Origin of the sequence: Roseomonas sp. KE2513 (assembly GCF_016107305.1) — a bacterium.
Classification (GTDB): Bacteria; Pseudomonadota; Alphaproteobacteria; order Acetobacterales; family Acetobacteraceae; genus Roseomonas.
The window spans coordinates 1-15,575 of record NZ_RCVR01000068.1; the positions used below are offsets into that span (position 1 = coordinate 1).

Below are 15,575 nucleotides of genomic sequence, written 5' to 3' on the forward strand. Positions count from 1 at the left end.
CGCAGCGCCGGCGATGGCCAGGGCGGCAACGAGGCCGAGGAGGGACTTCATCGTAGGGAACTCCATTGCAAAAGGGATGAGCGGTCGTGGGTGTCTCAATCGAGCCGGAGCGACGGGCCCAGGAGCTCGAAGCCCCAGTACTCCTCGAAGGTGGACAGGACGGCCGGGTCGGCCCTACCGCCGCGCATGACGCCGGCGAACTCGGTAAAGAAGCCCGCGGCGTCCAACCCGGGAAGGATCATGACGATCTGGCCTGCCGGGCCGTCCGTGACGTTGATGAAGCGGTGCGCCGCCCCGCCAGGGATGCAGACCACGTCGCCGGCCAGGGCGTTGAAGCGCGTGCCGGCCACCTCGAAGAGGTAGCTGCCGGTGACGATCCGGTAGACCTCTGTCTCGAGGTGGCGGTGCAGTGGCGGGCCGTAGCCCGCGGCGTGGGTGGTCTCGATAACCGTCAGCTGCCCGTTGCTCTCGCGCGACGAGAGCCGGACCCGCAGGTTCAGCCCGATCTCCGGCAGGTGGATCGGCTCGCCACCATTCGTGTCGTGCAAGAAGTCGAAGCCTGTCACGTTGTTCCTCTCCCTCCTGCGCAAGGCGGGACGTCCCTCAGCGGAAGGACTGCTTAGCCATCTCGATCTCGGCGAGGGCGCCGCGGATCAGGCGCTCGGCCTCGGCCTTATGGCCGCCGAAGCGGTTCGGCGCCCGGTTCAGAGACATCAGCGCGCCGCGCAGCTGCGCCTCGGCGTCGTTCAGGTTTGGCCAGGGCTCCTGCGCGACCGCGCAGCCGGTCAGGGCTGCGAGGCCGGTGAGCGCGGCGGCAGAAGCGAGGGAGAAGCTTGCTCTACGATTCATGGATTACGTCCTCAGGTGCTGCATAGGGCTTTGCTCGCGATGGCCACCCGAATTGCCCTGCAAGCTTCTGCCCGCCAGGACGATGGCAGGAGCTCCGTCGTGGCAGGGCTAGACCTACTGCCGTGCGCGAGGTGAAGTCCTGAGTGAATACTGAAATCTCTCCGAACTTCCGCTGTCAGATCTCTGCAGCCTGATTTCGGACGATGCTTCTGATCGTCCTGCGCACCCTTGCAGTTGCTCCGTGCCAACAAAGAGGTGCTTTATGCGGGCGCTTTGGACTCTCGTCGTGGTACAGTGCCCTCTGTCCGCTTCTGGCACACCAGCTTTCGTCGTCTGAACAGGTCGGCTTGTTTGAGCTCGCCTGCGACGCCGTGACGGATGGCAGCCACGAGAAGGCCCTCGGTCGGCTCCTGGTGACCGAGGAGAAGCACATGGGGTCACGGCAGGCTGTGCCAGCTAAACTAGGTAGGTCTCCATCTCCTTTTCGGGCAGGCCCAAGACGGGTACCTATTAGCCAAGCGCAAAGCTCTGGCTGGTCGAGGAGGGCCTAGACCTATCTGAACACCAACTTCAAATCCTCCTTACTGAGACGCTGGTGTGCCCCGGCGCCAGGGCCCTCGTGCGTGAGGGCGTCTGGCCCGTAGGCTTAGATCTCCGGCAGGTGCAACCAGAGTGCCAGCGCGCTGAGGATCATGTTCACCGCCAGGGCCGCGAGGATGAGGCCCATGATTCGCCGCAGCAGGTGCGACCCGTTTTCACCGATAACGCGCCGCACCCTCTCGCTCAGAAGGAAGACGCAGAGCAGCGCGGCGAGGACCACCGCTAGGGCGGCGATTGTCACTCCCTGCTGCACCGGTGAGTAGCGGTTGTTATCCATTAGCAGGACCATGGTGAGCATGGAGCCCGGCCCGGCGATAATTGGCGTGGCGAGTGGATGGATCGCCACTGCCGTCGCATCCTCCGCGGATGAGGAGTGAAGCGCAGGCTTCTTCACCTCGCCGAGCACCATGCTCAGAGCGAAGAGGAAAACGATCACGCCGCCGGCGATTTGGAAGGACAGCAGCGAAATTCCCATCGCGTGCAGCAGAAGCTGCCCGACCACGGAAAAGCCGATGAGGATGCCAAAGGCGATCGTTACACTGAGCCATGCCGCCCGCCGGCGGCCGGCTTCGCTCAGCGCCGTCGTGGCGCCGAGAAAGAGGGGCAGATGGCCGATCGGGTCCAGCACGGCCCAGAGCGTCACGAGCTGCGTTGTGAAGAGCCGGTAATCGTCGAGCAAAGCGGAGTTCCGCAGTTGGTGGTGAACCTGGGGGTTAGCATGCCCTTGCCCTCCTCAGCAGGAGGAAGTGCCTCAGTTCTCGGGCCAGCAGGTTAGACGGCGCCCTCCCGCGTCAGCCGGCGCAGGTAGGCCTCCACCTCGTCCCAATCCTCCGCCGCGGCCGAAAGACCGACGTACCCGTCCGGCCGCACGACCAGGATGCGGCCGGCCACGGGCGGCAGACGCGGGTGCGGCTCCAGCAGGGCCGGGAAGCGCGCTGCCAGGGCCTCGCCGGCCTTAGTGTCCTCAGCGTGCAGCACGAAGCGCGGCGCAGGGCCGGCGCCCGGGGGCACGCCGTCGTAATCGGCGGGCGCGAGCCGCACCCCGGCATGCCGGCCGGAGGATAGCGGGCTCCTGGGATAGGCGATCTCGATTTCGCTCATGGTCAGGGCCATGCGCTGGCGCACGGCATGAAGGCCGAGCATGACGTGAAGCACGAGGTTCCGTGCCGCGATCGCGGTCGGATGGGCCAGGGTGGCCATGTCGGTCAGCCTGGTGGCGTTCCGCAGGACCATTTCGCCCACCTCGCCCCGCTCGGGCGAGTAACTGTCGAGCAGGCTGACCGCCGCCTCACCACGGGCCACCATCGCCAGCTTCCAGGCAAGATTGATGGCGTCCTGCATGCCCGTGTTCATGCCCTGCCCCCCCGCGGGGCTGTGGATGTGCGCCGCATCGCCCGCGAGGAAGACACGCCCACTTCGATAGTCCCGTGCCTTGCGGCCGTTGATGCGGAAGTTGGCGAGCCAGGTGGCGTCGGAAGCGCGCATTCCGTGTCCGGCCCGCTGGTCGAGGAGGCTTTGAACTTCTGTAAGGGTCGGTGCCGCTCGCGGATGGACGGTCTCGGCTTCCCCGACGGCCGCGATCAAGCGGACGCGGCCCTCTCGCATCGGGAAGATCGCTAGTGGCCCATCCCGGTGCAGGTAGGTCGTGATCTCGTCGGCGGGCGGCCTTCCCTCTCCCTCCAGACGCACATCGGCCAGGATCCAATCGTCGCGCTGAGCCGTGCCCGTAAAATTGGCGCGCAGACCGTGGCGCACCGCGCTGTGCGCACCGTCGCAGCCGAGCAGCCAGGGCGTTTCCACCACTTCCTCGCGCCCGTCGGCATGAGCCAGCCGCGCCTCGACTCCTTCGGTCGATGCCACGAAGGATACCAGTTCCACCTGCCGTTCCACCGCCACCCTGAAAGACCGCAGATGCGCGGCCAGCAGCCGCTCGGTGTCGCTCTGCGGGATCGTCAGCGCGAAGTTGTAGGAGCTGGCGACGTCGCTGAACTCGGTCCGGCCCAGCACAGCATCGCCGCTGCGGATGGAGGCGGCATGCACCCGGTGCCCGATTTCCAGGAAGGCGTCCGCGCAGCCCATCCGGTCCATCAGTTCCAGCGTACGGCTCCAGATGACGAGGGCCCGGGACGTCTCGGCCGGGTGCGGGCTGCGGTCGATGAGGCGGACAGAAAGGCCGTAGCGCGCCAGTTCCGACGCCATGGTCAGGCCCACTGGCCCGGCGCCGACGATGAGGATGGGTGACATGGAGGTGTCCTCTGGCTCGTGCCTCGTCCGCGGAGAGGGGACCAGCGCCCCCTCCCCGCGGCTCTCCTCAGAACCGGTAGGCCACGCGGGCGAGACCGGCATGGGAGGTGTAGCGGTCGCCGACCGCGGCGCTGTACTGCACGCGCAGGTCCCAGTTGGCGGTGGTGAGCAGTTCGGCGCCAAGGGTGAACTTGCCCAGCACGTCCGGAATGGGCGTGCTGGCCCGGAAGCCGCGGCTTGCCGGCTGGCTGGCGAGGCGGGCCGTCGCCGCCCAGTCCCCGTTCGCGCCCAGCTCGACACCGGCGCTGGCAAAGGGGCGGAGCACGGTCGCCTCGCTCAGCCGCACGCGCCCGCCCACCTCCACGGCAGGCACGGCGGTGAAGGTCGTGGCGCCCTGCGAGGTAACGGTGAGGTTGAAGGGCGCCGCCCCGCTCTCCGTGTAACCGCCGCTGCGGACGTAGTTCAGGTGCAGGTCCACCCGCGGCTGCACGTACCAGCCCACCGCCTCGTCCCCGAAGGGCACCTGGTAAGCCAGCCGCGCGTGGGCGCCGACATGCCAAGCATCCGGCTTGGCCCTCGCGGTGCCCTGGAAGCTGCCGGCGGTCACGGAACGCTGGCTCTCGTACCAGCCGTATCCGGCATCGATGGCGCCCGAGACCTGCCACGGCCCAGCCTGGTAGCGCAGCAGACCACCGATCAGCGCGCTGTCGCCACTGACCTTGGAGGAGCCCGCATCGCCCCGGAACACGCTGCTCTGGTAGGCAATGGAGCCGCCGACGAACCAGCCCGGCGCTATCTGCACCTGCCCGCCGGTCTGCATTGTCCAAGACGTCGCCTTGTAGCCGAGCGTGCCGCCGGTGCTGTCCTGCGTCGCCGTGCTCCCGAAGGCCCGCGCCCAGCCGCAGTTCGCCTCGTCCTGGCTGACGCCGGCGCCCTCGAAGGTGGCGCAGTCGTTGAGCATGTTGGTGCTGAAGTCGCGGCTGCTGGCGAAGCGAGAGGCCGAGATCGCCCCCACCGTCTGCCCGGACAGGCTGTTCAGCGCCTGCCCGTAGCCGGCGCCGTCGCGCACCCCGGCGAGCGCCGTGAAGCCGCTGCCCACGTTGGCGCCGCCGTTCCACAGCTCCTGCAGGTGGGCGGCAACGGCCCGCTGGTTGGCGCCGAGCCCTGCGGCTTGGCCCGTGAACTCGGCCCGGGGCTGGACCAGCAGGCTATTGCCCGCCTGCCGCGCGTCGAAGGCGAAGAGATGCGTCCGGGTCGAGGTCAGCGAGGGATCGAGCGCGATGCCGTCGGTGGCCGTCAGCACCGTCACCGCGCGGTTGGCCACCGCGGCCGGACGCACCTCCAGCGTGCCGCCGAGCCGCACCTGGCCCTGCACCGCCACCCGGTCGGCGGCGCCCGTCACGTGGTTCGTGTCCAGCACCAGCCGCCCGGCCCCGGTCTGCACGAGGTTGCCGGTCACCGCCACGTTGCCGATGCTGCCGTTGCCGCCCACCGTCAACGTGCCGGCGTTCGTGGCCGTGCCGGCGCCGAAGTGCATGATCGGGCCGGCGTTCACCGTGCCGTAGTTGAAGAGGTTGCCGCCGCCCCCACCATTCTGCAGGTTAATGCTGCCGTTGATCACACCGCCGTTCGGCTGGTTGTAGATGTTGCTCCAGCCACCAGTGCTGTAGATCGCGGTGCCGGAGGCCGTCGTGCCGCCCAGCGAGGTGATGGTGCCCTCGTTGTTGATGTTGTTGGCGCCGGGCGAGGTCTGCACGCTGGAGCCGCCGACGATGTAGATGGCGGCGCCGTAGCCGTCATTGTCGCTGAAGTTGGTGCCACCCCGCACCGTTCCTCCGGGGAGGACGTTAATGCGGATGGCGGAGCCGCCGTTCGGGTTGGCGGAGGTGGCCTGGCCAACGCTCTCGGCATAGATGCCCGGGGAAGCGGCGCCGTTCGCGAGCACCTGGCCGCCGACGTCGACCGTCACGGCGCCGCCGGCGCCATCGCCGCCCGCCGTGCCGTTGCTGGCGCCGAAGGCGCTACCCGTCACGCGCCCGCCGCCGCCGCCGACGCTCTGCGCCAGGATCACGGGGGTGTTGGCCGCGTTGGTGGTGAGCGTCGCGGTCGGGTTCACGAAGACCCCGATGCTGCCGCCGTTGCCGACATGGCTGGCCGATTGCGTGAAGGCGGACCGCTGGGCCGTCAGCCCCGTGTCGCCCGCCAGTCCGCCGCCGCCGCCGACGCTCTGCGCCAGGACGGCGACCGCACCCTGCCCGGAGGTGGTGATGCTGCCGGCCGAGCCGGCCTCACCAGTGGCATTCCCGATGGTCACCGTGACGTTGCCGGCGCTGCCGAACATGGTGCCGCCGGCAAAGGGGTTCGTCGCATTGTTCGGCGTGCCGCCCAGCACCAGCCCACCGCCGCCGCCGACGCTCTGCGCCAAGATGCCGTAGGCGTTTCGCCCGAGTGTCACGATGTTGCCGTAATGGTTGACGTTGACGTCGCCGGAGCTGCCCTCCCGCGCATTGCCGTCCTTACCGCCGAAGGCGAGGTTGATGCCGTAGCTGCCGCCGTTCGCGACCGCCCGGCCCCCGTTGTTGTCCTCGTTATTGGAGGAGCGGGTGCGCACCATGCCGCCGCCGCCCTGGATGCTCTGCGCCAGGATGCCGATGGCGTCGTGGCTGCGCGTCTCGATGCCGCCGTTGTTGGTGACAGTGACCGTGCCCGGCACGCCAGCGCCGCCGCCATTGCCGCCGACGGAGATGGGCACGCTGAGCACGGAGCTGTCGCTGTCCTGGTCCGGCTTCACCTTGGCGGCCGAGGTGCCGGCGATGCCGCCACCGCCCGCGATGCTCTGCGCCACGATGCCGATAGACTGGCTACCGATGGTGGTGATGACGCCGTTGTTCGCGACGGTGACGCTGGCGCCGTTGCCGCCGCCGCCGCCGTTCCCGCCGACCCCGATCGCGCCCTGCACGTCTCCGCTGGTGGTGGAGGAGATGGCCGCGCCGCCGTTGCCGCCACCGCCGCCGATGCTCTGCGCAAGGATGCCGTCCGACATCGGGCCAACCGTGCCGATGCGGCCGCTGTTCGTCACGGTCACGTTGCCCGCCGAGCCGCCGCTGCCGCCCCGGCCGCCGACGCCGACGTTCGCCGTGATGGAGGTGGCGTCGCTGCTGTCCTCGTTCTCACCGGTCTCGCCGCCGAGGTTCTCCAGCGCGTCGCCGTCGCTGGCCGCGTCGCCGAGGCGCCGCACCGAGACGGGGGCGCCGGTCACCAGGCTGGTCGCAAGCGCGGTGAGCGCCTGGACCGAGTTGTACTCGTTGAGGCTGGATGCCCCGCCACTGGCTATGGCAGCCGCGATCCGGGCATAGGCGCTGTCCAGCGTTGCCGCCGTGCCGGTGCCGCCGTCGGTGGAGGAGGTCGCGTGGCCGATCGTGCTGGCCGCCTTGCCGCCCTGCCCGCCGCCGCCCGCGATGCTCTGCGCGACGATGCCGGGGGCGGAGGCACCGAAGGTGACGACGGCGCTGCCCGCGCCCGTGGTCACGCTGACGGAGTCGCTGTTCTGACCGGTGAAGGTCGAGCCGCCAGCCCCACCATTGGCGCCGATATTCACCGTGGCGGCGTAGGTGCCGCTGGACGTACCCGCCGCGCCGCCGCCGCGCCCTCCGCCGCCGCCCACCGCCTGGGCCATGATGCCGACCGCGCCATCGCCCAGCGTCAGGATGGCGCCGTTGTTGCTTGCCGCCACCAGGCCGGCGCCGCCGCCGCCCGCGCCCTGGCCGCCCATGTTGAGGGTGACGCTCACGTTGGAGGCGTCGTCGCCCGTCGCCTTGCCCTGGCCGTCGCCGGTGCCGCCCGCGCCGCCGCCGCCGCCGATGCTCTGCGCCAGCAGGCCGTCCGCGGATTCGCCGCTGGTGATGATGAGGCCGTTGTTGCTCGCCGCGACGGCACCGCCGGACCCGCCGCCGCCGCCCCGGCCGCCGAAGCTGACCACGCCCGTCAGGTTGAAGGAGCTGCTGCCCTGGGCGCTAGCATGGGCGGACGCGTCGCCACCCGCGCCGCCGCCGCCCCCAATGCTCTGCGCCACCAGCGCGGCGGCGCCGGCGCCGCGGGTGGCCAGCAGCCCGCCGTTGTCCAGCGTGACGGCGCCGCCCGAGCCGCCGGTCCCGCCACTGCCGGCGAGGCTGACGCTGATCGCGACCGTCGGGATGTCGTCGTTGCCCGGCACGGAGTAGGCGGTGGCCTTGGAGGCCGCGGCGCCGCCGAGGCCGCCGCCTGCGCCGATGCTCTGCGCCACGATGCCGAAGCTGTCGTGCCCAGCCGTGATGACGGCGCCGCTGTTGGTCGTGCTGGCGCCCGGTGCGAAGCCAATGGCGCCGCCGTCCCCGCCGCCTCCGCCCGTGCCGCCGAGCGCGACGGAGGCGCTGCCTGCCACGCCCAGGCTGCGGCTATAGGCCGCGCCGCCCGAGCCGCCGCCGCCGCCGATGCTCTGCAGCAGCAGGCCGGGGGAATGCGCACCCCCGGTGGACACCGTGCCCGTGTTGGTGGCCTGGATGGAGCCGCCGTTGCCGCCGCCCGCGCCCTGCCCGCCAACGGAGAGGTTCAGGAAGGCCCCGCTGCCCCGCGCATCGCCGCCCGAGCCGCCACCGCCGCCGATACTCTGGGCCGCCATGCCCGAGGAGAGCTCCGCCACGGTGCGGACCGTGCCGCCGTAGCTCAGGACAACCGTGCCGCCGCTGCCGCCGATCGCGCCGGCGCCGCCCACCGCGAGCCAGCCGCGGTCGTTGCCGCCGGAGCCGCCGCCGCCGCCGATGCTCTGCGCAAGAATGCCCGGCGAGTTCGTGCTGGAGGTGTTGATCGAGCCCGAGCCGGAGATGCTGATGGTGCCGCCGTCGCCGCCGGAGGCGCCCTCGCCACCCTGGGCGCCCCAGCCGCCGCCGGTGCCGCCGCTCTGGCCCGCGCCGCCGAAGGATTGCGCGAGGATGCCCGGCGCGTGGTCCGCGCTCGCCGTCGTCAGGGAGCCGTTGTTCACGACCGTGATCGCGCCGCCATTCCCTCCCGCGCCGGAGTTGCCGCCCGAAGCCCAGCCGCTTTCGTTGGCCCCAAGCCCGCCGATTCCGCCGAAGGACTGGGCCCAGATCGCGGTGGTGAAGTAGCTGCCGAGTTGGACGTTCACGCTCCCCTGATTGGTCACGGTGACGTTGATCGCGCCGCCAGCGCCCGCAGCGCCACCGTTACCGCCGCTGCCGCCATCCGTCTTGTCCGAGCCGGTGCCGCCATTGCCGCCGTTGCCGCCAGCGCTGACTGCCCAGATACCTGCGCCGGGAGTGGCGGAGGACGGGCCTATGGTCGGGGGGATGTTGGCGAAGAACTGGGTGTAGGCGACAATCGAAGTACCGAGATTGACGTTGATCGTGCCGCCGCTTCCGGGCAGCGCGCCGTTGTTCGCATCCGTTGTCGCGCCATCCACACCCTGCTTTGCATAGTCGGTGACGTGCGGATGGCCGCTGCCGCCATTTCCCGCGATCGATTGGGCCAGGATGCCGGTCTGAATAGATTGGATTGCGCCAACCTGGCCGGAGTTGGATTCGGCCTGGTTGGGATTGGCATAAGCGTTGATCGTGATGTTGCCGCCATTCGCGCCGGGCTGAGACACGCCGGCCAGTCCGCCCTGGGTAGGCACGCCGCCACCGCCGCCGTTGCCACCGCTGGAGTAGACCTGGAGCGCCGGGGCGTCGGCCGCGGCATCACCGTACTGGTCGATGCCGCTGATGATCTGGGTGTTGGAACCCTGCGGCATGGTTACGGTGATAGTGCCTGCCGCGCCCGCGGCTCCTCCGCTCCCGGCGCTCAAGTTCGGCACCGGGCCTACCGCATTGTTACTGGCGTCGGTCCCATCGCTGCCGCTGCCAGCCTGCGTCGTCAGCGCGACAGCCGGCGTGCTGCCGGCGGCGTAGTAGAGTCCGCCGGTGCCGGGAACCTGGCTGAGGTCGATGTTAATGGAGGTCCCGGGCGTGCCGGGATTGCCGTTGTTGCCCGATTTGTCAAAATCCGGAGTTCTGGGCGTCGCGCCGTTGGGAGCGGTGCTGGAGAGGGAGCAGCCGCCGTAGGAGATGTCGCCGCATGTCGTCTGCGTCTGCGCCCCGGCGGGCTGCGCGCCCACGAGCAGCGCGAGCGCAGCCGCGGCAGAGCAGGATGAGAGGAGCCGCGCGCGGTTCGAAACATGCGGCGCTGCAGGGAAGGAGGGTTGAGCCAAACGGCGGGCGAAGGACGAAGCGGTCATGGTCTTCTCTCGTGGGAAGGGCTCTGGGCCTGCCAGCGAGGTGCTGGTCATGGGCTGCTTCGTACCGACAGCCTTCACTGCCAGTCCTGAGACCGCACCGAAAGTTCACCGAAACTTAGATGAGGCGAACAGCGAGCGGGCCGGCTTTCATGGCCTCTGCTCCTTCGGAACTCGGTCGGAGATATTCAAGAAATGTGAGCGGCGGCTGATGTCGTGTTCGGCCGAAAGTCCTTGTGAATCAAAGTTGGTGACGATTGGTTCGTGCGGGCGAGGAGTGTCAGCCTTGAACCAGAGCGACTAGGTGCTTTTCGTCATTTGCATTACTGCAGGGCGCTGGCCGCTTTGAACGCAGGCCGAGCGCTCGGAAGAGACTATGTCGAGAGAACTCGACGCACATGCGATGGCGAGGTTTTCGACTACAACTTCGCCGCCCACCCTGACTGGGACAGCAGAGGTGCCGTCGCTCTTGTCGTCGCCATAGAAGCTGCCTTGTTAGCGATTCAAACGAGAACTAAGTGCTGTGGCAGGGCCGTGGTTGGTGTGGACCGAGGTAATCCTCCGACCCTCGCGAGGCTAAGGGTCATGAACGCTAGAAGCTTTGTGCTGATAGTACGCCTTCCGGTAGCAACGAACGACCGTCAGCCATCGGCCTTCCTGCCTCAAGGCCAAGGCCAAGGCCAGGCGAGCAGGTTGAGCTAAGCACTTCGCATTAGCGGCTGCCCAAGATCATAAGCCTTTGCGGCCTCGATAGCCGAGCGGAACCGCTTGAAGTCCTTGTCGTACCGGAAGCGTTCGTGTCGGGGCTGAACGTCGCCTTGTAGCCGGACGAGTTCCCGCAGCGCCAATCGAGCCTTTTCCATTTCCCCTACTTCTGTATAGGCGACGAGGAGGTAAAGGTAGCAGGGGGCGTAATCGGGTAGCCTGGCAGCGCACCACTGCAGTTCGGTAAGTGCCTCATCCACCCGGTCCGCTAGTAGAAGCACGCGCCCAAGCATTGCTCGGAAGCCAGGCTGAGCATAGGGCTCCTTCGCTAAACCGTGGCGCAAAATGCCCACCGCTTCCTCGGCGTGCCCGCAGGTAGCCAGCACGTCGGCACAGTCCGCCCGTGTAGCCACATAGATCGGGCGGCGTGTACGGAGCGCTGCCCGGGCGACGTTCACCGCTTCCTCCCATCGCTTGTTTAGCGCCAGCATGAAGGCTAGACGGCCGAGGCAAAGAGGCGAGTCCGGAGCCAGTTCCACACCGCGCCTTGCCAGTTGCAGGGCTAGTTCATGACCTGCCTGCCCGTCGGGCTTGCCCCATCCATAGGTGACGGCGCGCTGCACCACATAGGCTTGCCAAGCATAGGCTGCCGCATAGGACGGAGCGGCGGCGATCGCCTTGTCGAACATGTCCCTGGCAATGAGGGTGTCGGCCTCGGTAGTGCGGAGATGGTGCTCTTTTCCGAGAAGATAATAGTCGCGAGCCGTTCTCTCCGCGACCGGCTTAGCCACTGCGCGGCGTAGGCTTTCGCGATTGACCTGACGATCAACTTCCGCCGCGAGATTGCCAAGCATTTCCTCAGATGGCTCCGGCCCCTCCTCGCGTAGCCACTCTAAGCGGTCACCCCACACGGTGGCGCCCGCTTCATCCTCCAAACGGACCGTGCCGCGCCACTTGGCGCCCGCCGAACGCACTGCCAAGCGGAGGTGGTAACCCTCGGCTGTGAAGCCTTCCGCAGCCTTCAGAACCCTCAGGTGTTCGAAAGGGGCCAGCGTTGCGGTCAGCTCCGCCGTCAGTGTCTCAGCCAGATGAAACTCGGACGCAGTCGCATCATGATTATCAACCGGATGAACATGGATTGTGTCACGAGTTGCCGAACTGGCAGGACCCAGCATCGGCGTGGATAGCTCGGAAGGCACAACATGAGCCAGCTGCTCCGTCCGGACCTCGGCTGCGAGGATGTACCCACGTCGTGGTACCGTGCGAAGCACCGCCGAGGCGCTCCCACCAAAGGCCTTCCGGAGGTCACTGATGCACTGCGTCAGGCTGTCATCCGTCACCACTAAACCCGGCCAGAGCGTGTCCATCAGTTCCTCCCGCCCCATCAAGCGGCCGGGTCGCTCGAGAAGATAGGCAAGAAGCGAAAAGGTCTTAGGGCGAAGGGGGATTGCGACATGGTCCCGGCCAAACAGCGTGCCGCGCACCGTATCGAGCAGAAAGCCCTCGAATCGATATGCCTTGCCGTCTTCCGAACGCATCATCCCCACCCTCGTGAAGCGATCAACCGAACAACTTCCGATCAAACACCGAAATTCTTCCGAAAGGTTATTAGCACAAGACATCGTGGCTGCAAAAACAATGCGCTTCCGGGTCAGATGCCTTGCTTGAGCCATCATTCAGTTGGTTCAAACGAGGTCTCGATGAACGGTGGCGGCAGCTGCTCGCTGGCTCAGATAGACGGAAGGGCTTCTCGGCGGGAGAACCTGCAAGATCTGAGCGGTGTCAGCTCACCAAAGCTTGTGCAGCTATAGAGATCAGCCCGCGGTGTTAGGTCACAACACGGCCCAAGCTGCTGAGGGGTCACATGTGTCCTTGTATGCTCAAGGCACTGACAAGGGCGGCGTACCGCTTCTGCTCCTGCTCCATAAAGATGCGGAGCGCTTCTGGGGAACCTCCCGCCGGTTCCGCGCCCAGCAGCGCGAGCCGCTCCCGCAGGCGCAGGGTCGCAAGGGTAACGCCTGCTACCGTGTTCAGTACTTCAACCGCTTCGGTTGGAGTACCGGCCGGCGCGAGTATGCATCCCCATGACGTGCCACCATAGCCCGGAAACCCACCCTCAGCGACAGTGGCCAGCTCCGGCAGCAGGAGAGTGCGTTCAGGCCCGGCCACCGCAACGGCGCGCAGTGCTCCAGCTACCACGTGGGGCCGAACGGCAGCGTAAGCGTCAAACATCATGGAGGTACGGCCTGCCAGCAGGTCGGCATGAGCGGCCGTAGAGCCACGGTAGGGAATATGCTCCATCTTAACGCCGGCACGGTGTAGCAGGTCCGCCGCAAAGATATGCGGGTTTGAGCCGATGCCCGAGGACGCATAGGCTGCACGACCGCCCTGTGCCTGGGCCCAGTCGATGAAGTCCGGCACGCCTCGGGCTGGATGGGAGGAGGGAACAACCATGACGAGGTGCACCCTCGCCGTCAGGATCACCGGCGCGAAATCCCGAAGGGGATCATAGGGCAGCGCCGGGAAGAGCGCGGCGTTCACGACATGCGAAGAGGCGACCAGGGCCAGGGTGTGCCCATCCGGCCGGGCCCGTGCGACTGTCTCCGTTCCGATGATGCCCGTCGCCCCGGGCCGGTTCTCTACCAGGACCGGCTGGCCGAGCTGGCTGTGCAGTCCCTCCGCAATCAGACGCGCTGTGACATCGGAGGCTCCACCCGCGGTGTAGGGCACCACGACCCGGATGGGACGCTTAGGCTTCCAGCTGCCTTGCGCCTGCGCGTCCTGGATCATAGCGGTTGCGGCCACGAGGGTGGAGCCGGAAAGGACAACGCGGCGGGACACGGGCTGCGGCATGCAGCGGCCTCCTCACCATCAGTAGGCCGACTTTACGGGGAACCAGCCAGTGCACCGGCCGCCAAGGTAGGCGCCCTCGAGCCCCGTCACCACCCGGCTCTCCACCGCTGCCTCGTTCACTGTAACGCCCAGCCGCTGTTTCGAGTGTTCCGAGTGTGCAAGCAGGTGCCCGGATGTGGCAATCCACCCCTCTTTTCCGCTTAGACACGATCATCGGACGTTATCGTGCCAACTTAATGAAAACAGCTTCAATTTCTAAGGTTTTCGGCTTCTCGGGGCGCCAGCACTGTCTCCCGCGACGGGCCGCGTCATTCCGTCCGCTAATCCCCCTTTCCGGACGGAAGGGGGGCGCCAAGGGGTCATGCCCGACCGCGCGCCCTCTCCCCGCCGGCCTCAGCGCATCTGGGACAAAGCGGCGGAGCAGGGCCGATCGCAGGTCTGGCCGTCAACACAGCGAGGCGCAATAGACGACTGGGTGGAAGCCGGACTTCGTCAGTCGGCCAGTTCTACTGCTGCTTTGCGCCCTACTAGGTCATTCACCCGGGGCGATCGGCCTCCCGAAAGCGGTCATTCCGTTTCCAGCATCATCTAGCACCATCGTCTCGGCAGTGAGGACGGCCAACGTTGGCGTAATACCCGGCTCATGAAGTTCTGACTGACTGCAGGTATGGGTAGTTGGCGAGGGAGGCGATGCGGCCGGGTGGAGTTGCCCCGATCTCGTGGAGTGGTCGGGGTTGGGTCGGTCAGGACGTTGCTGGCATCTGGGCCTCGAAGGCGTTGGGTGAAAGGTAGCCGGGGGCCGAGTGACGTTGGGAGGGGTTGTACTAACCCTCGATGAAGGAGAAGACGGCCATGGGGGCCTTGGCTTGCGACGCGAAGCGCCGCCTGTCGAGCAGTTCGCATTCGAGGGTGGCGAAGAAGCTCTCGGCCATGGCGTTGTCGTAGGCGTCGCCAACCGAGCCCATTGAGGGCCGCACGCCGGCCTCGCGGCACCATTCCCCGAACGCCAGGGACGTTTATTGCGACCCCTGGTCCGAGTGATGGATCACGGCCCGTGGCCGACGGGCGGTGACGGCCATCTCAAGCGCTCGCAACACGAGTTCCTCCCGAAGGTGGTTCTCCATGGCCCAGCCGACGACGCGCCGTGACCACGCGTCGAGGACGATCGCCAGGAAGAGGAAGCCCGCGGCCGACGGGATGAAGGTGATGTCTGCGACCTACAGCACGTCCGGCGCCTCGGCCGTAAAGTCGCGGTCCACGAGGTCGGGCGCAGGGCGTGCCTCCCGGTCGCGGCGCATCGTAGTTGGACCACTCCGGCGGCGGCTTGCACCGACGAAGCCGGAGATGCGCATCAGACGAGCGATGCGCTTGCGGCTGACGTGCTCGCCGGCAGCCCAGAGTTCTGCATGCACCCGCAACGCGCCGTAGCTCTCGCGCGAGATGAGATGGACCGTGCGGATCCGGCGCAGCAGTGCCTCGTTCGCGACGGCGCGCGCCGACGGAGGGCGACAACGCCAAGCGGAGTACCCGGCCTCCGACACGCCGAGCGCGCGGGCCATAGCGGCGATGGGGAAGGCGGCCCGGTTCGCGGTCATGAACCGGAAGGCCCGGACGGGATCGTCCCGGTCTCCCGCGCAAACCAGGCTGCGGCTTTTGAGAGGATGTCGCGCTCCTGCCGCAGCTGACGCACTTCACGCCGGAGCCGCGACAGTTCCTCTCGTTCCGTGCTCGTCAGGCCGTCGCTCCTCGCGCCGCCGTCGCGCTCGGCCTGCCGGACCCAGTTCCGGATCGCCTGGGCTGAGGGCTCGAACTCGCGCGCGAGGTCTGCTGGGTCTCCCCCAGCATGGACCAGTTCCACCAACCGGCGGCGGAGTTCAGGGGGGTAGGCGGGGTGGGTCTTGCCCATTGGAGGAGCCTCCCGCGAAAGCCTGAGGGGCTCCACGGAAGCGGGTCACTCCAACAACAATGTACCTGCTCTCGGGACGAGTGCCTCACCGTAGGGTGACACTCCGAGGTCGAGAAGTAGATCTCGATCGCCTTAGAGGGTGTTACGGACTGG

At 67.7% G+C, this 15,575-nt stretch carries 7 protein-coding genes and 1 pseudogene; all 8 read right to left on the reverse strand.

The window, feature by feature from the left end; translation table 11 throughout:
• Positions 1-95: 95 nt before the first annotated feature.
• A complete protein-coding gene (locus D9599_RS28650) occupies positions 96-566 on the reverse strand; it encodes a cupin domain-containing protein (protein WP_198384740.1) in 471 nt (156 codons plus the stop codon).
• Positions 567-603: 37 nt separating this feature from the next.
• Positions 604-849, reverse strand: coding sequence for a hypothetical protein (locus D9599_RS28655; protein ID WP_198384741.1), 246 nt, complete (start codon positions 847-849; stop codon positions 604-606).
• A gap of 646 nt (positions 850-1,495) precedes the next feature.
• The gene (locus tag D9599_RS28660) at positions 1,496-2,128 is read right to left on the reverse strand and encodes a MarC family protein (protein ID WP_198384742.1); all 633 of its coding nucleotides are present in this window, start codon (positions 2,126-2,128) and stop codon (positions 1,496-1,498) included.
• Between the two features lie 92 nt (positions 2,129-2,220).
• On the reverse strand, positions 2,221-3,693 hold the full coding sequence (locus D9599_RS28665; protein WP_198384744.1) for an FAD-dependent oxidoreductase: 1,473 nt from the start codon (positions 3,691-3,693) through the stop codon (positions 2,221-2,223).
• 67 nt (positions 3,694-3,760) lie between these two features.
• Positions 3,761-10,012, reverse strand: coding sequence for an autotransporter outer membrane beta-barrel domain-containing protein (locus D9599_RS28670; RefSeq protein WP_198384745.1), 6,252 nt, complete (start codon positions 10,010-10,012; stop codon positions 3,761-3,763).
• Between the two features lie 644 nt (positions 10,013-10,656).
• Positions 10,657-12,204, reverse strand: coding sequence for a transcriptional regulator (locus D9599_RS28675; protein ID WP_198384747.1), 1,548 nt, complete (start codon positions 12,202-12,204; stop codon positions 10,657-10,659).
• Between the two features lie 319 nt (positions 12,205-12,523).
• Complete coding sequence (locus D9599_RS28680; RefSeq protein ID WP_198384749.1) at positions 12,524-13,516, reverse strand: tripartite tricarboxylate transporter substrate-binding protein; 993 nt, start codon at positions 13,514-13,516, stop codon at positions 12,524-12,526.
• A gap of 743 nt (positions 13,517-14,259) precedes the next feature.
• Positions 14,260-15,422: pseudogene (locus D9599_RS28685) on the reverse strand (IS3 family transposase).
• Between the last annotated feature and the right edge of the window lie 153 nt (positions 15,423-15,575).

Coding starts and splice junctions, on each gene's coding strand:
- D9599_RS28680 (WP_198384749.1), bottom strand. CDS start 13,516: ATGCCGCAGCCCGTGTCCCGCCGCGTTGTCCTTTCCGGCTCCACCCTC.
- D9599_RS28670 (WP_198384745.1), bottom strand. CDS start 10,012: ATGACCAGCACCTCGCTGGCAGGCCCAGAGCCCTTCCCACGAGAGAAG.
- D9599_RS28655 (WP_198384741.1), bottom strand. CDS start 849: ATGAATCGTAGAGCAAGCTTCTCCCTCGCTTCTGCCGCCGCGCTCACC.
- D9599_RS28665 (WP_198384744.1), bottom strand. CDS start 3,693: ATGTCACCCATCCTCATCGTCGGCGCCGGGCCAGTGGGCCTGACCATG.
- D9599_RS28675 (WP_198384747.1), bottom strand. CDS start 12,204: ATGATGCGTTCGGAAGACGGCAAGGCATATCGATTCGAGGGCTTTCTG.